The sequence below is a fragment of the Salinicola salarius genome, from assembly GCF_003206135.1.
Lineage (GTDB): Bacteria > Pseudomonadota > Gammaproteobacteria > Pseudomonadales > Halomonadaceae > Salinicola > Salinicola salarius.
Genome location: NZ_PZJT01000007.1, coordinates 68,615 through 87,930, shown reverse-complemented (window position 1 = coordinate 87,930; position 19,316 = coordinate 68,615). Strand labels below are relative to the sequence as shown.

The 19,316-nt window shown below is 61.7% G+C and carries 14 protein-coding genes; 1 reads left to right on the top strand and 13 read right to left on the bottom strand.

What is annotated here, in order from left to right; all coding sequences use genetic code 11:
* Positions 1–46: 46 nt before the first annotated feature.
* From cysQ to DOM32_RS09170, 13 genes are all read right to left on the bottom strand, one after another.
* On the bottom strand, positions 47–868 hold the full coding sequence (gene cysQ / locus DOM32_RS09225) for a 3'(2'),5'-bisphosphate nucleotidase CysQ (protein ID WP_110633656.1): 822 nt from the start codon (positions 866–868) through the stop codon (positions 47–49).
* 139 nt (positions 869–1,007) lie between these two features.
* Positions 1,008–2,765 (bottom strand): SLC13 family permease, encoded by a 1,758-nt coding sequence (locus DOM32_RS09220; RefSeq protein WP_338095115.1) that lies wholly within the window; start codon positions 2,763–2,765, stop codon positions 1,008–1,010.
* A 315-nt stretch (positions 2,766–3,080) separates the two neighbouring features.
* Entirely contained in the window at positions 3,081–4,292 is a 1,212-nt protein-coding gene (locus tag DOM32_RS09215) for a phosphotransferase (RefSeq protein WP_110633650.1), read from the bottom strand.
* A gap of 366 nt (positions 4,293–4,658) precedes the next feature.
* Positions 4,659–6,257 (bottom strand): isocitrate lyase, encoded by a 1,599-nt coding sequence (locus tag DOM32_RS09210; protein ID WP_110633647.1) that lies wholly within the window; start codon positions 6,255–6,257, stop codon positions 4,659–4,661.
* Between the two features lie 448 nt (positions 6,258–6,705).
* A complete protein-coding gene (locus DOM32_RS09205; RefSeq protein ID WP_110633644.1) occupies positions 6,706–8,055 on the bottom strand; it encodes an adenosylmethionine--8-amino-7-oxononanoate transaminase in 1,350 nt (449 codons plus the stop codon).
* Positions 8,056–8,122: 67 nt separating this feature from the next.
* Entirely contained in the window at positions 8,123–8,812 is a 690-nt protein-coding gene (gene bioD, locus DOM32_RS09200; protein WP_110633640.1) for a dethiobiotin synthase, read from the bottom strand.
* Positions 8,809–9,675 carry a methyltransferase domain-containing protein gene (locus DOM32_RS09195; protein WP_157957059.1) on the bottom strand — a complete coding sequence of 289 codons (867 nt, stop codon included), beginning with the start codon at positions 9,673–9,675 and terminating at the stop codon, positions 8,809–8,811. The genes bioD and DOM32_RS09195 overlap by 4 nt, the downstream gene beginning before the upstream one ends.
* Positions 9,672–10,430 carry an alpha/beta fold hydrolase gene (locus DOM32_RS17770; RefSeq protein WP_157957058.1) on the bottom strand — a complete coding sequence of 253 codons (759 nt, stop codon included), beginning with the start codon at positions 10,428–10,430 and terminating at the stop codon, positions 9,672–9,674. The genes DOM32_RS09195 and DOM32_RS17770 overlap by 4 nt, the downstream gene beginning before the upstream one ends.
* Complete coding sequence (gene bioF, locus DOM32_RS09190) at positions 10,427–11,740, bottom strand: 8-amino-7-oxononanoate synthase (protein ID WP_420876620.1); 1,314 nt, start codon at positions 11,738–11,740, stop codon at positions 10,427–10,429. The genes DOM32_RS17770 and bioF overlap by 4 nt, the downstream gene beginning before the upstream one ends.
* Positions 11,737–12,822 (bottom strand): biotin synthase BioB, encoded by a 1,086-nt coding sequence (gene bioB, locus DOM32_RS09185; RefSeq protein WP_110633633.1) that lies wholly within the window; start codon positions 12,820–12,822, stop codon positions 11,737–11,739. The genes bioF and bioB overlap by 4 nt, the downstream gene beginning before the upstream one ends.
* A 179-nt stretch (positions 12,823–13,001) precedes the next feature.
* Positions 13,002–14,468 (bottom strand): arylsulfotransferase family protein, encoded by a 1,467-nt coding sequence (locus DOM32_RS09180; RefSeq protein WP_110633630.1) that lies wholly within the window; start codon positions 14,466–14,468, stop codon positions 13,002–13,004.
* A gap of 620 nt (positions 14,469–15,088) precedes the next feature.
* The gene (locus tag DOM32_RS09175) at positions 15,089–16,357 is read right to left on the bottom strand and encodes a 2-hydroxycarboxylate transporter family protein (protein ID WP_244179870.1); all 1,269 of its coding nucleotides are present in this window, start codon (positions 16,355–16,357) and stop codon (positions 15,089–15,091) included.
* A 661-nt stretch (positions 16,358–17,018) separates the two neighbouring features.
* Positions 17,019–17,891, bottom strand: coding sequence for an isocitrate lyase/PEP mutase family protein (locus tag DOM32_RS09170; RefSeq protein ID WP_110633624.1), 873 nt, complete (start codon positions 17,889–17,891; stop codon positions 17,019–17,021).
* 169 nt (positions 17,892–18,060) lie between these two features.
* Here DOM32_RS09170 and DOM32_RS09165 point away from each other — a divergent pair, with 169 nt between their 5' ends.
* Positions 18,061–18,978, top strand: coding sequence for a LysR family transcriptional regulator (locus DOM32_RS09165; protein ID WP_110633621.1), 918 nt, complete (start codon positions 18,061–18,063; stop codon positions 18,976–18,978).
* Positions 18,979–19,316: the final 338 nt, after the last annotated feature.

Here is a 19,316-nt window from a genome sequence, read left to right as displayed (position 1 = left end):
CTTACAGCTTAGAGCTTATGGCTTAAAGCTGTTTCCACTTACAGCGTCAGGCGCGAAGCGCCGAACTCAGCGCATCGCGCCAACGGGAGTCACGCTGCCCACAGACGATAAAAAACGGGTTGAGGGTGCTTTCCTGCTGGTTGCAGCGAAGCGGCTCGAGCGTTTCGGCGTTCAGCACTTCGCCTCCGGCGGCGGTGACGACGGCCTGGGCGGCGGCGGTGTCCCATTCGCAGGTGGGGGCCAGGCGCGGGTAGAGATCGGCGGCGCCTTCGGCAACCAGGCATAGCTTGAGCGAGCTGCCCATGGAAACGCGTTCGTGAGCCGGCAACTGGGCGCAGAAGGCTTCGAACGATTCCGCGCCATGGGAACGGCTGCCGACGATCAGCCAGGGCTGGTCGCCCGCAGCGGGCAGTTCCCGCACCCCGATCTGCCGCTCCCCTTCGGCGGTGATCTTGAATGCCCCCAGATCGGCATCGCCCCACCAGGTCGTTTCCAGTACCGGCGCATGGACGATCCCCAGCACGGGAACACCGTTCTCGACCAGGGCCACGTTGAGCGTGAACTCGCCGTTTTTCTTGATGAACTCCTTGGTGCCATCCAGCGGATCGATGAGCCAATAACTCGACCACTGCCGGCGCGTCTCGTAGGTGATCTCTTCGCTCTCTTCGGAGAGTATCGGGATCTCTGGCGTCAAGCGTTGGAGCAGCTCGGTCAGCGCTCGATGGGAGGCCATGTCCGCCTGGGTGAGCGGACTGTCGTCGGCCTTGGTTTCGACGCTGAAATCCTGCGCGTAGATGTCCAGCATGCGCTTTCCCGCCTCAACTACGCCTGACAACAATTCAAGCCTAACGGCTTCATCGATTTTCATTTCATTCCTTTGTCGTTCTGGTGCTCGAGCCTATCTGCCAAGGAGCCACTCGATGAAAACTTTACGGCCGGCGCCCCAAGCGACCATGGCACATGCCGAAACGCCCCACTCAGCCAAACCTGATCGCAGCAAGAAAGCATTAAAAAGGCCATATCAGCGGTATGAGCAGAATAGTGACCGCGCCCACAATCAAGCTCAGCGGCATACCCAGCTTGAGATAGTCATGCATCTGGTAGCCGCCCGGCCCCATCACCATCAGGTTGGTCTGGTAGCCCAGTGCGGTCATGAAACTGGCGGAGGCCGCGATGGTGATAGCGATCACGAACGGCATGAAGTCCACGCCCAGTTGCTGCGACACCGCCAGCCCGATGGGAAACATCAGTACCGCCGCGGCGTTGTTGGTGATCATCTCGGTGAACAGCACCGTCATCAGGTAGACGAACGCCAGCGCCAGCCAGGGCGAATCGATATGCCCGACCACCAGTTCGGCGATGGTCTGTGCAGCGCCGGATTGGGTCATCGCCGCGCCCAGGGAAAACGACGCAGCAATCACGATGAGAACGGATAGGTCGATGTAACGCCGTGCCTTGCCCATGGTCAGGCAGCCGGTCATCAGCAGTGCTCCGGCGGCCAAGAAGGCGGCTTCCAGAATCGAGACCAGGTTGGTCGCGCTGAGCATGACCATCACGCCGAGAATGCCCAGCGAGAGCGGCGCTTTCTGAAAGTTCGGCGGTGTCGAGTCGTTGAGCTGGCTGACCAGCAGGAAATCCTTCCGGTAGCGATACTGTTCGACGAACTCCTGCCCCGTCTCCAGCAGCAGGGTATCGCCAACCTGGAGCTCGATATCCCCGACCTTGCCGTTCAGGCGCCGGCCATGGCGAGAGATCGAGAGAATGACGGCCTGAAACCGGGAGCGGAATCGCGACTCACGCACCGACCGCCCGATGCCGGTGAAATCCGGGCTGACCACCGCTTCGACCAGGCAGCGCCGATGCTGTGCCACCGGCAGCTTCTGCACATTACCGTTGGCGGGGCTCAGCCCGCGGACCTCACGCAGTTCCCGAGCGCACTCCGGCGCGCCGATGAAGACCAGCGTATCGCCATCCTGCAATCGGGTATCCGGCGGCACGGCCGTCAGCAGTTGATCGTCTCGCTCGATATCGGCCAGATAGCCAAACTGCAGGTTACGCAGCCCGGCGTCCGCGATGGTCTTGCCTACCAACGGCCCCTTGGGCTCGACGATTACTTCGACGCTGTATTCGCGGATCTGGTCCAGTTGGGCGCTGGTGCCATCGCGCTGGGGCAGCAGCCACTTGCCGAAGAGCAGGATGAACCCGCCGCCCACAAGAAGAATCGGGAGGCCGATCCAGGTCAGTTCGAACATGCCCAGCGAGATCCCCTGGCGGCTCTGCAGCAGGCCATCGACGACCAGGTTGGTGCTGGTGCCGATCAGGGTGCAGGTGCCGCCGAGGATGGAGATATAGCTCAGTGGCAGCAGGAGTTTGGAAGGTGACAGACGCAGGCGGTTCGACCAATCCTGAATGGCGGGGATGAACATCGCCACGACGGTGGTGTTGTTCATGAATGCGCTCAGGATCGAAGCGGGCAGCATCACCCGCCACTGCGCCCGGCGCAACGTGGAGGGCTGACCGAGAAGCAGCCCGGCGATCCACTTGATCGCGCCGGTTTCCTTCAATGCGGCAGCGACCACGTAAAGCGCCGCGATGGTCATCACACCGGTGTTGGCGAAGCCGGCCAGGGCCTCTTGCGGCGAGAGCACATCAGTAAAGATCAGAAACGCCATTGCGCCGACCAGAATGGCGTCCGGCGCGATTCGTGTAAAAACGAGCGTGCCCAATACGGCCACGACCGTCGCGATGCTCAACCAGGCATCCATACCCATATCGATTTTCTACCCTAAATGCTCTGATTGGCCTGCTTGTAGATGCAAAATTACCACTCTGGAAATCGGCCCAACGGGCAAAACTGGATGCGACCAGCTCTAGGCATATTGTATGCCGTTCGCAATAGAGACCAGCGGGCTTTTTCTACGAAACGTAAGGGGCTGTAATGCACGGGTGCGAGGAAGCCCGCGCCACATTGAAAGCCTAGCGATTACGAAACGTTACTTTTATGCAAAAAGTAACATTTCTTATGGCTGATTCGCTATGGCAAATCTCTGACAAAGTAATCATCGATTAGCGAAAGGTAGTCATGGTGCGTACGATATCGACCCCGCTTGCTGACAAGCCCCGGACAGACCGATAAAGCGCTGGCGCAGATAGGCGGCTTCTTCGGAGGCATGAAAATCAGGGTTGCGTTGGGAATGGGCGAAGTAGGTCATGATCAGCCACCCCAGCCGGCACGCCCGGGAAGCTTGAGTCCCTCGGCCCATGCCGGCTTCCGGCGATTCATCGATCCAGCGCTCCGCCAGGACCGGGGGGACGCTCATCAGCAGGCGGGAAAGGTCGAATCCGACCGGCAGCCTGTCGGCGTGATCCCAGTCGATGAACACTGGCCGACCCGTCCGCGATTCGATCAGTACGTTCTGGGGGTGAAGGTCGCCGTGGGAGAATACCCGCGGCAGCCGGTGAACGGCGCGGGCCATGCCCAGCAGTAGCCGTAGCTCCCGCCAGTGCTGCCGTTTCAGCGCGGCCAGGCAGACGCCGCTGATCAGCTTTCCGAACGCCCTTCTCCCGCGCCGGTCGCCTCCCATGCCGGTGACCCAGCGAACGGACGGCAACCGCAGGGCCGCGGCGAGCGTGTCGCGAAACGCCTGCTCGTTGTCACCGGTGAAGCCATCCAGTGCCTGGCCTTCGATATGCTCGACGACCAGGCTGGCGGTCTCTCCGTGGACGAGCACCGCTTCCAGCGACGGCGCGGCAATGCCGCTGGGTTCGAGCACCCGGCGGTGAAGACGTTCGAGCCAGAGCGCATTTCGAACCGGGCGCTGGGCATGAACCACGCGACGCCCCGCCGGCGTATCGATACAGAGTGCCGAAAGCTTGCCCCGGTGGCCGAACAAGGGCCGAAACGCGTTGATGATCAGATGGGGCCGTAGCGGCTGCAGAAGAGGCCGAAAGGCGGGGAGTTCGGCGCTGGCCCGGGCAGTCAGAAAGCCATCCTCGCCACCGGGTGGCATCACGACGGCCAGGCCGCCTCCCAATAGCTGGCCGCTTTCCAGCGTTCTGACGCGAACGAGATCCCCGACCTGCAACGCGAGCGGCGCCAGGAAACCAACGTTACCTTCACGCGTGATGCCCGCCTCGACCACATCGGGTCGCGCGTCCTGACACAACGCGCAGAACCGTTCTTCGCCGTTGACGGAGATGACCACGCTCTGGCAAGCGCGCGGCTGCCGACCATCGGCAACATACCATCCCCTGACGACACCCTGGCCGACTTCATCCACGAAACCTGGCATGCACGCTCCTTTGGCCGCGTGGCGACGCGAAGGCCTTGTTGTCGTTCAGCGTTGTCGTTCAGCGCCGCTCCCTGATCCTGCCGTCGTTCGAACGCCGCTATTCACGAGCGACCGTTCGAAGGCGATACGCTGGTCAAAACGATACGCTGGCCAAAACGATGGTACGACAACCGCCCCGCTGGCTTCGTAACGTGTTACTGCGGAAGGAAAACGACTCGGCAACATTTCGAAGGCGAGGGAGCCTCTCGAGAGCGGGTCATAACTTCGACGAGAAATGGGTCATGCCTTCAACGAGAAGCGGGCCACGCCTCTACCGAGGAATGGCCCGCCCTGGTTCTCGAGTTTCCGCTCGATCGCCGATAGCGCTCAACCGAACTGATTCATGGTGTTGAGCCCGCCGCCGGCCTTGAGCGCGGCTGCGCCGGAGAAGTACTCCTTGTGGTCGTCGCCGATGTTGGAGCCGGCCATGTCCTGGTGCTTGACCGTGGCCAACCCGCGCCGAATTTCGCGGCGCTGCACGCCGGCAACGTAGGCCAGCATGCCGGCGTCACCGAAGTAGCCCTCGGCGAGCTCGTCGGTGGAGAGCGCCGCCGTGTGGTAGGTCGGCAGCGTGATCAGGTGGTGGAATACCCCGGCTTCTCGGGCGGCGTCGCGCTGGAATGACTGGATCCGGCGGTCTGCTTCCTGCGCCAGCTCGGAGTCGTCGTACGCCGCGCTCATCAACTGGCTGCGTTCGATACCGGAGAGATCCCGCCCTTCCTCTATCCAGCGATCGTAGACCTGCTGACGGAAGTTGAGCGTCCAGTTGAACGAGGGCGAGTTGTTGTAGACCAGCTTGGCGTTCGGCACGACTTCGCGAATACGCTCGACCATGCCGGCGATCTGGCCGATGTGGGGCTTCTCGGTCTCGATCCACAGCAGGTCCGCGCCATTCTGCAGGGCATTGACGCAGTCCAGCACGACCCGGTCCTCGCCGGTGTCCGGGCGGAAGCGGTAGAGACCGTTGGCGAGCCGTAGCGGTTTGCGCAAGTCGTCATCGAGCTTGATGAGGGTGTCGCCCTCGTTGATGTCCTTAACCGCGCAGATCGGCACGGTACAGAGGAAGCTGTTGTACCGGGAGGCGAGATCGCCCGGCTCCTTGCTGACCGGCAGCTTCTGCGTCAGACCGGCGCCCAGCGAATCGGTACGCGCGACGATCACCCCCCCGTCCACCCCGAGTTCCAGGAATGCGTGACGAACGGCGTTGATCTTCGCCACGAAATCCTCGTGGGGAACGGTGACCTTGCCATCCTGGTGACCGCACTGCTTGGCGTCCGATACCTGGTTCTCCAACTGGATACAGCAGGCGCCGGCCTCGATCATCTTCTTCGCCAGCAGGTAGGTGGCTTCTTCGTTGCCGAATCCGGCATCGATGTCGGCAATGATCGGCACGATGTGCGTTTCGAAGTTGTCGATTCTGTCGATCACGCTGCGTGCCATCACTTCGTTGCCCTGCTTTCTGGCGCTATCCAGTTCCCGAAACAGGGTCGTCAGCTCCCTGGCATCTGCCTGGCGCAGAAAGGTGTAGAGCTCTTCGATCAGGGCCGGAACGGAGGTCTTTTCATGCATCGACTGATCGGGAAGCGGGCCGAACTCGGAGCGCATGGCAGCGATCATCCAGCCGGAAAGGTACAGATATCGCCCCTGAGTCGTGCCGTGGTGCTTCTTGATCGAGATCAGCTTCTGCTGGCCGATGAAGCCATGCCAGCAGCCGAGCGACTGGGTGTAGCGTGACGGGTCTTCATCGTAAGCCTGCATGTCGCGACGCATGATGGATGCCGTGTAACGGGCAATATCGAGTCCGGTTCGGAAGCGATTCTGCGCTCGCATCCGGGCCACGTTCTCCGGGTTGATATTGCTCCATCTGCCGTTCTGCTCCAGGCACAATCGGTTTATCGAATCGATATCGCGCTGATAAAGAGACATGACGATCTCCACAGGTCGGGATTGAGGAATGTCCGGAAGCCACGGTGTCTCGTGTTTCGATTTCACGGGTCAAAACGAGCGTTTTAACGCCATCTACGAGAAGATATGACCTCCTTGGCGAATCCACTATGTGAGAAATCGAGGCATGGCAACAATCAGCACTTAGCCGCCAGCACGGTAAGGCTTCTACCCGGAATCGTGCTTTTCGACGCGTCCTGTAGTCATGTATGACGTATGACGGTAACGGTTCCAGCGCGCGTTAATCGTTCGCCGGAAAATCAGTCATCCTGCAGCGTAATCGACCGGACCACGAAAACACTTACCAATTCATCATCTTGAGAATGACGGAGTCTGGTACTGGCATCGATGCGAGGCTGGCCGGACACCGACTGGCAGCCCTTCCTCTATTCGACTTTCGTCGACAGGAAGATAGCGGAATTTCACATTTTTAATCGGCCGTTGCCCGTTCCAGCCCTTCCCGCGTCACCGTTGCGACCCGTTCCAGTTCTCCCGGGGTGATCACGTAAGGCGGCATCCAGTAGATCACGTTGCCCAGCGGCCGCAGCATCACGCCGCGTGACAGCGCGTGCCGATAGACGCGCAACCCGCGACGCTCGCGAAAGTCGTAGGGCGTCAGGCTGGCCTTGTCCGCCACCATCTCGATCGCGAGCACCATGCCGGTCTGGCGCACGTCACCAACGTGAGGGTGCTCTCGCAGCGGCTCGGCGAGGCGTCCCATCAGCGCCGCCTTGTCGCGGTTGGCGGCGATCACGTCGTCCTGCTCGAAGATATCCAGCGTCGCCAGGGCGGCGGCGCAGGCCAGCGGATTGCCGGTGTAGCTGTGGGAGTGCAGGAAGGCTCTCAGCGTCGAGTAGTCGTCGTAGAACGCGGCGTAGACCTCGTCGGTCGTCATCACCACCGACAGCGGCAGGTAGCCGCCGGTCAGCGCCTTGGAGAGGCACAGGAAATCCGGGCGCACGCCGGCCTGCTCGCTGGCGAACAGCGTCCCGGTGCGGCCGAATCCGACGGCAATCTCGTCGAAGATCAACTGGACGCCGTGACGATCGCAGGCCTCGCGCAGCCAGGTCAGGTATTCCGGCGGGTACATGCGCATGCCGCCGGCACACTGGATCAGGGGTTCGACGATGACCGCCGCCAGCTCGTGGGCATGACGCGCCAGCGCCGCTTCCATGTGCGCGAAGGCTCCCCTCGCCTGCTCGGCCCACTGCTCTCGCGGCAGGCCGAAGCCGTCCGGTGCCGGCACCTTGATCACGTCCAGCAGCAACGAGCGGTAGGTGTCGGTATAAAGCGCCACGTCGCCGACCGATAGCGCGCCCAGCGTCTCGCCGTGGTAGCCGTTGGTGATGGTCAGGAATCGCCGCTTTTCGGGACGACCGACGTTGCGCCAGTAGTGGTAGCTCATCTTGAGCGCGATCTCGACGGCGGAGGAGCCGTTGTCGGCGTAGAAGCAGTGCCCCAGCCCGGCGGGCGCCAGTTGACCCAGCCGTTCGGAGAGCTCGATCACCGGCTGGTGGGTGAATCCCGACAGGATCACGTGCTCGAGTTCGTCGAGCTGCTGCTTGATGCGCGCGTTGATGCGCTCGTTGGCGTGCCCGAACACGTTGACCCACCAGGAGCTGACGATATCGAGATAGCGCTGGCCTTCGAAATCCTCCAGCCACACGCCCTTGCCGCGGCGGATCGGTACGACGGGAAGCGTTTCGTGGTCCTTCATCTGGGTACACGGGTGCCACAGGCTGGCCAGGTCACGCTGCATCCATTGACTATTGCGGGTCATTCGACGGGTTCCCTTGGAGGGTGTTTATAACGGCTTTTGCAAAGGCGTTTACAACGGCTTTTGGCGTTTACAAAAGAGGATCGATATCTAGAAAGTCCGCCACGCGTTCGGCGGATGGCGACGGCAGCCAGGGCACGACGCCGAGGCATGGAACGCCGCCCTGCTCGCCCAGCCATCCGGCGAGGGCATCCAGGTTCTGCCGGCGGCGTGGTAGCTCGGGGTCGATGCCGTTGGCGACCCACCCCGCCACCGTCAGGCCGTCGCCACGAATCGCCTCCAGCGTCAGCCGGGCATGATTGATGGCGCCGAGCTGCACGCCGACCACCAGCACCACGGGCAGGGCGAGCGCGATCGCGAGGTCCGACAACGACTCCCGCTCGTTGAGCGGTACGCGCCAGCCGCCGGCCCCCTCGATCAGGGTAAGATCGGCATCCCGCGCCAGCAGCCTCTGCATGGAGCGCTCGAGAGATGCCAGCGTCAGCGGGATGCCCGCCTCGCCAGCGGCGATGTGCGGGGCGATGGCCGGCTCGAAGGCGAACGGGTTGATCGCATCGTAGGGCAACGCGGGATGGCACTGGGCCTGAATGGCGAGCGCATCGGCGTTGCGCAACCCGAGCGGGGTTCGCTCGCAGCCGGAGGCCACCGGCTTGCCGCCCGCCACGGTCAGTCCGCGGCGCCTGGCCGCGAGCAGCAGCCCTGCGGTAATCACGGTCTTGCCGGCATCGGTGTCGGTGCCGGTCACGAAGCAGGCCGTCATCTCCCCTCCCTCTCACTGCGCTGCAGCAATACCGTGGCGACCCGATAGCGGGTCGGAATGCCCTCGGCTTCCCGCCAGGTTTCCAGCCTCCGACCCAGCTCGACGATACGGCGTCGCCCCGCCAGCCCGCCATGATCGGCAGCCGGATCGGTCAGCGTGCTGGCGCCGATCCGCTTCAATGCCCGCAGCGCGTCGATCGGTGTGGCGTGATGCGTCTTGCGCGTCGCCAGATCCAGCTCGTGCAGCTGCCAGTCAGGCGCCTCGAGGAGCTCCGTCAGGCGCGCTTCGGGCAGGAAGGCGTTGCCGAGGGGTGTGCCATCGAGTCGCTGCCCCGCCGCACGCAGTTCCGCCAGCGTTCCTTCGCACAGCGTGGTGAAGGCGAGCCAGCCGCCGGGGCGCAGCACGCGGCCGGCCTCGGCCAGGAATGCTTCCAGCGACTCGCACCACTGCACCGCCAGACTGGAAACCAGCAGGCCGGCGCTGTCATCGGCCAATGGCAGTCGCTCCGCGCTGCCGACGAGCCACTGGATTGGCCGCGCGGCGTGGCGACGGCGCGCTGCCTGCAACATGCCGGGCGCGATATCCAGCCCGATCGCGAGCCCGGCGTGACGTCCGTCCAGGCGAGAGATCAGATACCCCGTACCGCAACCGATATCGACGACGGTCCGCAAGCGCCCGAGCGCCGGCAGCCGCACCAACAGACGGTCGGCCACCTCGCGCTGCAACTCGGCGCCGTCGTCGTAGGCGTGCGCGGCACGGGAAAAGCCGTCGGCGATCCTTCGCAGCCGGCACCGCGACGCTGGTGTCTCCGCGACCACGCCGGCTGGCGCGGCGTGCCGTTCGACGCGATCCAGGCCGTTCATGGCGCCGCCTCTTGTCGCGAGCCATCGGACGAGAGCAGGAAGTCCGCCATGAGCGCAGCGGTCCGTTCGGCCTGCTCCAGCGGGAAGGCGTGGCCGGCATGCGCGATCGACGCCGTACGTCCTCCCTCGGGCAGCCGTTCGGCGATGGCCTGGCATGCCGCCGCCGGCACCAGGGCATCGCTATCGCCGAAGAGATGCAGTTGCGGGATCTTCAGCGTGCCCGGCACGTCGCGCAGATCCAGCGCGGATAACACTTCCAACCCGGCCAGGGCGTGATCCAGCGGCGTCGACGCCAGCGCCGCCACCAGCTCGCGCCCCAGCCGGCGGGTATCCTGTCCGCCCTGCGCGCTCAACTGCGCGAATCGCCGAAGCGTACGCGTGGGGGAAGCCTGCAACCCACGCTGGAAGTCCTTCAGGGCTCCCCCGCTCAGCGCCGTCGGCCAGCCCGGACGGGCAACGAAACTGGCGTTGGCCCCCAGCGTGATCAACCCCCGTGCGCGACGCCCGCGCCACTGCGCCAGCGACGTGGCGAGCATGCCGCCAAGTGACCAACCGGCCAGCCAGGCATCCTGGGGCAGTTCATGATCGAGCGCCGCGACCCAGCTTTCGGGCCGGTGACTGGTCAATGCGGGATAGTTGATGCACTCGACCCGGTAGCACGGGGGCAGCCGCCGACGCAGGGCGTCGGCCAACGGCGCCAGCGGTGCGGGCCCGAGCGCCCAGCCCGGCAGCAACAGCAGTGTCTGCTCGTTCATGTCGATGCCTCTCTGGTCGACGTTCCCTCCGTCAATGTCTCCCTTGCCGACCACAGCCGACGGGCGGTATCGAACAGCACGCTGATCAACCGGTCGACTTCCTCGAGTGTATGAGCCGCCGAGAGCGTGAAGCGCAGTCGCGACGTGCCGGCCGGTACGGTGGGCGGGCGGATGGCGCTGCACCAGATGCCGGCGCTGTCGAGTGCCGCCGCCAGGGCGAGCGCCGCGGCTTCGTTGCCGCCCTGCCCGCCGCTGCCCGGCACACTCCAGCTCGGCCCGACGATCAGTGGCTGAATGGGCGTGATGGAAGGCGCCAGATGCAGATCCAGTTCGGCGAGGCCGGCCGCCTCGTGACGGAAGCGCTCGATCAACGTGGAAAGATGAGCCCGCCGCTCCGGCTCGTCGCGGACGATGTCCAGACTGGTCAGCGTGGCCCACGCTAGCGCCGGGGAGAGACTGGTGGTGTAGATGTAGGGGCGGGCGAACTGGATCAGCGCCTCGATCAAGGTCTCGCTGCCGGCGACGAACGCGCCCTGGGTGCCGAGCGCCTTGCCCAGCGTTCCGACGCTGGCGGCAATCCTGCCCGGCTCGAGGCTCTGTGCCTGCCACGTGCCGCCGCCATCCGTGCCCAGCACGCCGAGGCCGTGGGCATCGTCGACCATCAACCAGGCGCGGTGGCGCTCGCACCGAGCCGCCAGAGCGGGCAGATCGGCGACATCGCCATCCATGCTGAAGACGCCATCGGTGACGACCAGAGTTCGCCGCGCAGTATCGAGAGAGGACAGCCGCTCGCCGCAATCGACGGCATCCCGATGGGCGAATCGCACCAGACTGGCGCCGGCCAGCCGGGTCGCGTCCAGCAACGAGGCGTGATTGAGCCGGTCGTGGAGTGCCACATCGCCCCGTCCGAGCAGCGTCGAGATGACGCCCAGGTTGGCCTGGTAGCCGCTGGAGAACAGCAGCGCCCGAGGCTGCCCTGTCAGCGCGGCCAGTCTCGCTTCCAGAGATTCATGAGCCTCGCTGTGGCCGCAGACCAGGTGCGATGCCCCGCCGCCGGTGCCGAAACGCCGGGCGCCTTCGGCCAGCGCCTCCGCCAGCCGGGGATCGCCGGCCAGCCCCAGATAGTCGTTGCTGCAGAACGTCAGGTAGCGCTGTCCTTGGCGCAGGAAGTGCGGCCCCTTCCCGGCCGTCGTGCTTCTGCGGCGATAACGCTGGAGCGCATGCTGACGTGCCAGGCGCGCCGCCAGCACGCGCTTCAGCGAATCGTCCCGTGCATCGCCCTGCTCAACGTACTGTGACGCTGCCGTCATGCGCGGACCCGGGCCGTGGACGAGGCGTTAGCATCCGTGACCATCGCATCCAGCCGAGCCCTTGTCATGCGCTCCTGAATGGCCGCTTCGTGGGCGGCGTCATCGGCGTCTTCGCGCTGCTCGGGGTGCAGGCCGAGGCGCTCGAAAAGCCGTTGATCACGGGTCGCCTGGGGGTTCTGCGCGGTCAGCAGGCGCTCGCCGTAGAAGATCGAGTTGGCCCCGGCGAAGAATGCCAGCGCCTGGGTCTCGTCGCTCATCAGCTCGCGCCCGGCGGCCAGACGCACGTGGGAGCGCGGCATCAGGATGCGCGCCACGGCAATGGTGCGAATGAACTCGATGGGGTCGAGATCCTCGACATGCTCGAGCGGCGTGCCCTGGATCCGGATCAACATGTTGATCGGCACGCTCTCGGGGTGTTCAGGCAGGTTGGCCAGTTGCTGCAGCAGCCCCGCCCGGTCGTTGACGCTCTCGCCCATGCCGAGGATGCCGCCACTGCAGATCTTCATGCCGGACTGACGGACGTGGTCCAGGGTCTCCAGACGATTGGCGTAGGTGCGGGTGGTGATGATCTCGCCGTAGTACTCCGGCGAGGTATCCAGGTTGTGGTTGTAGTAATCGAGCCCGGCTTCCTTCAGTTGCTCGGCCTGCTCCCGACTCAGCATGCCCAGTGTCATGCAGGTTTCGAGCCCCATCGCCCGCACGCCGCGCACCATTTCCAGCACCAGCGGCATGTCTTTCGCGCTCGGATGCTTCCACGCCGCGCCCATGCAGAAACGGCTGGCGCCGACTGCCCTGGCCTTGCGCGCCTCTTCCAGCACCGCTTCGACCTGCAACAGCTTCTCGCGCTCCAGCCCGGTGTTGTAGTGGCCGGATTGCGGACAGTACTTGCAGTCTTCCGGGCAGGCGCCGGTCTTGATCGAGAGCAGCGTGGAGATCTGTACCGCGTTGGGATCGAAATGCTGGCGATGCACGCCTTGCGCCTGGAACAGCAGATCGTTGAACGGGCGTTCCAGCAGCGCCTGGATCTCTTCGCGCTGCCAGTCATGACGCAGGGAGACATTCCCGGTTCGAGAGGAGGTCATTGCCATGACAGTGGTCAACCTTTTCTATTAATAAAGTTGACTGAATGGTGCCACGGCAACCTGTTAACTTCAAACAATCAGAGAGGTTAACTAAAGCCGCCATGCCGATGACGACATGGCGGCGGGAACGTCTCAATCTTCCGGATTGCGAGACAGCGAGTATTCAGAACGCCCTCCGGCTAGGGGGCGGTAGTTCGAGTCGTGGAAGCGTTACCGCCGTCCTCGAGGCTGTCGGGTGAATCGGATGAATCAGGCGAATCGGGTTGATCCGTGTCATCGAGATCGAGGGATTGCCTGAAACCGTCATAGAACTGACCGGGATCGAGCCGCTGCGACCAGCCGATGATCGGAATCATGTCGTCATTGGGCCCGCCACGCGTCGGTACGAGATACTCCCAGACGATATCCCCCTCGCGCGTCACTTCGACCAGGCGACCGCCGTCCGATTCGCTGATCAAGGTATTGCCGTTGTCCAGCCGGTGCTGGTCGCCGCGGATCTCGCTCTCCAGCGGGTGCTCCGCGGTGCCGGCATATTGCCAGGTGATCTGCAGGGTACGCGGATCGAATTCCAGAATCCGGGATTCGCCTTCCGGCGTGTGGTAATGGCCGCGATTGTCGAACATCACGATATCGCCGCTGGGCAGCACGTCCGGATCGTGCTGCCGAATCCACGGCCCCCGCGTCGCCCAGGTAATCTTGCCTGAGCGCGGGTCGAAGACCGCGATCGAGCTGGTCTCGCGGAAGGAGAGCAGCAGATCGCCCTCGTTACCGAACGGGAAGTTGCGGGCCTTGTCGGCCGTCAGGTAGTCGACGGCATTGGCGTGGATGGGATCGTTGAGCATGATGCCCGGAACGTTGTCCAGCAGCTCGCTGAACGGCGAGTCATGCAGGGCCGGCAACAGCCGGGTGCGCTGGAGCTCCTCGCCCTCCGGCGACAGCACCACGAGCGAGTCCTCGAGCCGCGGCGGTTCGAGATAGTCCAGCCCTTCGATCTCGTCGTCGAAGATGCCATGGATCAGCGCATAGATTTTGCCATCCGGCGCAACGGCAAACTGATGGTGAGCGCGGCCGGCATAGCGCCAGATCACGTTGGAATCCTTGTCCAGCTTGACCAGCCCGTAGCCGTAAGGCGTGTCGCCGTTGCCTTCGTAGAGCGCGATCAGGTCGCCGTTGGGCTGCACCTGGGCGTTGCGGAAGTGAATGAACTCGTCGGGACGCGGATTGGGCACGCCCTCTCCGTCCGGCCACGCCTCGCTGTATGGCTTGCGCCATTCGTGAACCACCTTGCCGTTCATGTCGATGAGATAGGCGGCCGGCTCGGTGCCGGTGGTGTAGAGCGTCAATCCGTTGCGGGCGAGCCGGGGGTCATACTGCGTAACGCCCTTGGCGTCGGTGCGCTGCGTGCGCCAGATATCGCCCTTGTAGACATCGCTGTAATCGGTAGCCTGATGGTAGAGCGCCTGCCCGGCCTGATAGGCATGCTGTATCTGCGGCCCGGGGAAGATTTCGGTGACAACCGAAAAGGCGCCGATCACGAACACCAGCACCAGTGCGGCGAGTATCGACAGCGTCTTGAAGACCTTGTCGGTAACAGAATCGGCATCCTGCCGGTCAGGTCGTTGCCTGGGCGTCTTCGACGGCTCCATGTTTCCACCATTCCATGCGGCTTGCGAACAAGGGACAGCAACCCACCGTCTCGCGGCCGGGTCACGATGTCGGTTAGAGCGACATTCTGGAATGGGGGTTCAGCGAGGTGTGTTGTCTTAATGTTGTCTATTGGCGCCGTTTACGTAACGCGCTCCAGGACATTGGGAATCATCGCCGGGAAATGAGATAGGGCTCCGTCAAGTCGTGCCCGTCTCTCACCGGGGTCGGTGGGATCGAACCAGGGTGGCCGCCATCGGCCAGCTGTAATGACTCAGTAAACTCAGTGAATTCCTGCTCAGGGTATTATCCAGAAAGGAGATACCCGTGAGCATAGAGATGAACGACAAGATCGAGCGTTGACCGCCAAGCGGAAATCGGCCTCGGCGATGAGATCATCCAGGAGGAGCAGTGAGCGCATTGCCATCGCTTCGAGACGTTGCAGCATGCAATGCGCATGATCGGGGACTGTGTCCAGTTTTACAAATACCCAGCGCCCTCATCGGGCGCTGGGCATGAAGACACCCGAGGCTCATGCAAGCGCATGCGCTTTAGCAGCCTGACCTGTGTAGAAACCGCCGGTCATTACAGGTCTCTTGACATGTCTCGTGAACATCCCTGGTTAGAGGAAGAATGGCGCCAGGGCCGATAGTGTCAACACCACGAGGCCGCCGCCGATTCGCGATGAGATGGAGAGAAATGGCAGCAGTTCGATTCGGTTGGCTGCACTGAGGACGGCGAGGTCGCCGCTGGAGCCGATATCAGCGAGCCCAAGACCGGCGGAGATCGATGATTCGATGAAGTTCAATCGCACGAGCCAGCCGATGAATCCTGCCGCGAGAAGGGCCACGATGACCACGGCAATGGTCGAGATCATGTAGATGGGATCGTTGATCAGGGTAAGGATCTGGTCGATGTCGATGGCCACGAAGCTGACTGCCACGATGACTGCCGGGATGAATGCACTTGCCACGAGGCGGAACCACATGTCGACACTCTGAACGAGGAACTCGGGCATGGGAAGAAAGATCTTCCATAGTGCGCAGATCAGGATGAGGAAGACGTAGCCGTGAACGGCTGGCATCAGGCTCGAGAGCGTATTCGCGAGCATGAGCAGAAAGCCGGCGAGGAAGAGTCCGATGACGGTGCTGCGCACAGCATCCGAGGGATCGACCTTCTGGCCCACAGGGATCTTGGCAAAGCCGGCCTTGACGTTCGTGAGATTGCCTTCACCATTGAAATTGCGGAACAGGTTCGGGCGTTTGCGGCCCACCCAGGCGAGAGTTCCGGCGGCGCCGATACAGACCAGGTTGGCGACGACGACGGCGGGCACGAGTTGAGTGAGAGCGGCTTCGGCCGTCTGGTCGGTGTTGGCCGCGATCAGCTCGGAGATCGGCATCGCGCCCGCGGCGATCCCCCCGCCGAGGACAGGACCGACGACATAGAACATCATGCGACCGACGCCGTAGCCGGTGAGCTGGCCGATGACGCCGAAGATCGCGAAACACAGGACGATGGTGCCGATGATCGGCAGGATGATCCGGGATCCGGCGGCCATCAGAAGTGACCGGTCCATACCCAGGATGCTGCCCACGATCAGTGCCGCAACGATGAACTCGCCGAAGGAGGAAAGGCGATAGAAATCGCCGACGACCGTTGCCACGTGTTCAGGGATGAGACCGTATTTGAAAAGCACTGCGGGCATGAGGATGGCAAGGATGACGCCACCGCCGATACGGTTGAGCCCGGGAATGGTATTTCCCAGCAGCATGAGCACGCCGCCGATCGCCATTGTGATGGCGAAGCCACTCATCATTCCTTGTGGCGGTGCGACCCAGAAGGATAGAGCGATGATGGCCAGGGCGATGGGCAGGAACCACCTTAACGACATTCCCAATGTCTCTGTCCTGTTCGTACTGAGTTTGGGCGTCTGTTCTCCCGGGACGGATCCCTTATTTGACATTGTCTTCATTTGATATCCTCAATCTTGTAAGCAAGCGTTGTTTTGGGTACTCACTATCTAGCTCCCACACACCTTAAAAACCCATCGGAGAGTCGGAGTGAGAGAAAGAGCTTAACCCTATTTTTTTGGCGATTTTCCTTGCTAATAATTTGACTCTGGCGTTCGACATTGTAGTCATCGTTGTATCTTCTATTTTGATTATTGATACAGGAAAATCACATGGAGTGGCGTCATATCCGCTAGCGGATAAGATTTTGGCGTGTGTACGGTATCGGCTCTAGGTGCGTGGCTGACATCTCCTTGTGCGAGACTCACGTTGCCATCTGAAGTCATGTAATGCTTCACCGCTTCAGGTCTTGCACTTCTATGGGATCACTGCATAAATGCCTACCCGAGAGAATCGCTGCGTTGCGCGGTACTCGAAGATTCGCCTAACCCCTCATTATGGGTCGCCTTCTGCGCACCGGACGCCTTGCGCTTCATTTTGCTCGGCAACTTATTCAGCAATTCTCTGGGCGCAAGCTGTGTGTTCTATGCGGTACTGTAAATCCTGTACCGCATAGAATATTATTCAGTATAGCCTTGAGCATTACTCAGCATGCTTGCGATCGAATTCCCATACTTCAGGGAAGCCCATCAGCTCGCACATCTCTGAAAATGGATACATGGATGAAGCTTGTGTTCCTTGTGGCGATTTAATTTGCTGGAAGGTGTCATATAGTGCCTGGGTGGCAGCCAGAAAGCCCGAGGCTGGAAATATTGCGAGGGAAAAACCCAGCTTCTGCAATTCGGAAGGCGGCAATTGTGGTGTCCTGCCACCTTCGACAACATTCGCGAGCAACGGTACATCAAAGCTGCGACCAATCTTTTCGAGCTCTTCGACACTCTCGGGGGACTCGATGAACAGAATATCTGCCCCGGCTTTCACATACTCCTCACCGCGGCGCAAGGCTTCATCGATACCCAGAGCTGTTCGTGAATCGGTACGCGCAACGATTTGAAAGTTGCTATCGCTGCGAGTTTCCAGGGCAACTTTTATTTTACGCACCATGTCTTCTGTCGGAATGACGCGTCGCCCGGGCGTGTGCCCGCACTTCTTGGGAAATTCCTGATCCTCAAGCTGGATACCGGCTGCACCGGCCTGCTCGTATCCACGTACTGTATGCGCGACATTAAGCAGCCCACCGTAGCCGGAGTCGGCATCGCAAATCAGCGGCGTTTGAGTACCTGAGCAAAATGCGGCAACGCGATTGACCATGTCCGTGTAGGTTGCCAGGCCTGCATCGGGCAGGCCGAGGTAGGAGGCAACCGTGCCGAAGCCTGTCATGTAAAGACAGTCGAAAGACATCGAGTCTGCGAGCTTCGCGGAAATCATGTCGTAGATGCCGGGCGCAGAGAGGATATCCTGCTGAGTTAGGCGAGCTTTGAGTGCCAGGCGCTTGCTTTGCGGTGTACTGTTCATGAGTCCCCTTTTGCTGGATACCGTAGAGGGCTATGGGTGGAGGGCCAGGAGATGCCTGCCCCCATCTTTGACCTGTCTGAAGTACTGATATCTGAGGTACATTACCCATGCCGAATCTAGTCTCAAAATACTTTTTAGGCATGCATCGCGTGCCAATAGGGCATGGCACATGCATATCGATCTTGTCACGCTAAGAGTCTTTATTGCCGTATGCGAGGAAGGCAGTATTGCCCGCGCGGCAGCCCGGCAGGCTATCGCGGCGTCAGCGGTCAGCCGGCGCATTGCTGCCATAGAAGACGATATTGGCGTCGAGTTGTTCGTGCGCGGGAGGCGGGGGATCGCGCTGACAGCCGCTGGAGATATGATGCTTCGACAGGCGCGTGAAGTCCTGCGTGCAACCGACCGTCTCACGGCGGAGCTAAGTTATTTTGCAACAGGCATACAGTCTCAGATCAGAGTCGTTGCATCTCCTGCCGTACTTGCGGGGAATCTGGCAGAAGATATTGGAAAGTTTCTGGAAATATCTCCTCGGGTGGGGGTGTCAACAGATGAGCGTTCTAGCCCTGAGGTGATACGTGCTGTTCGTGAAGGTGCGGCAGAGATCGGTATTTTATGGGCCCCTGATGACCTGAGTGATAGCTTCGACGTGGAGGTATACCGAAAAGATCACTTATGTCTGGCGGTTCGGCATGATCATCCGCTCGCCGAGCAAAGCGAGGTATGTTTTTCCCAGGTCATTGATCATGTGAGTATCAGCATTGCTCCCGGAGGCATGCTGGATACCATGCTACGGCGCGAAGCAGCATTGCAATCGCGTACGTTGATCCATCGTGCCGAGGTATCCAGCGTGGATGTCGCATTGCGCTTCATTGCTGCCGGACTCGGTGCTGCCGTGGTTCCCCATAGCGGAGCAATGGGCGGGGGGGCGATGAAGGGAAACAGGTCTGCAGAGCTCGTACTGCTACCTTTATCTGATTCCTGGGCTCGCCGCCTCTATGTGGTCATCACGCGAAAGGATGCGTCACTATCTCAAGCGGCACGTTCTTTGGTTCGTCATCTCTGCAATACAGACATCGAAAGTAAATAGCGCACGTCTGGACTCCACCTAGTTTGCAAGCATAGAGGGAGATCGCGACCGAATATTCGAGATCTCGTCAAGGACGCCTGACGGAGCACTGGATTCTAATGGGCTATTAGCCCGTTGGAAGACTTTAGGCCGGAGAATCGACGTTTTGAAGGCCAAGCTGAAGCGTGTAATGGGACAAGTGATGATCTATCAGGAGACCATCAAGGTTGGCCGCCGTGGTCGTCTTGCCGACACCACCTCGGAGCAAACGTTGCAGAAACACGCATGACTGCCCTCTCCCATTGACAAGTGGAATGAGTGCAGAAGCAGCATATCTAGAGGGAGGTCCTATCGATGAC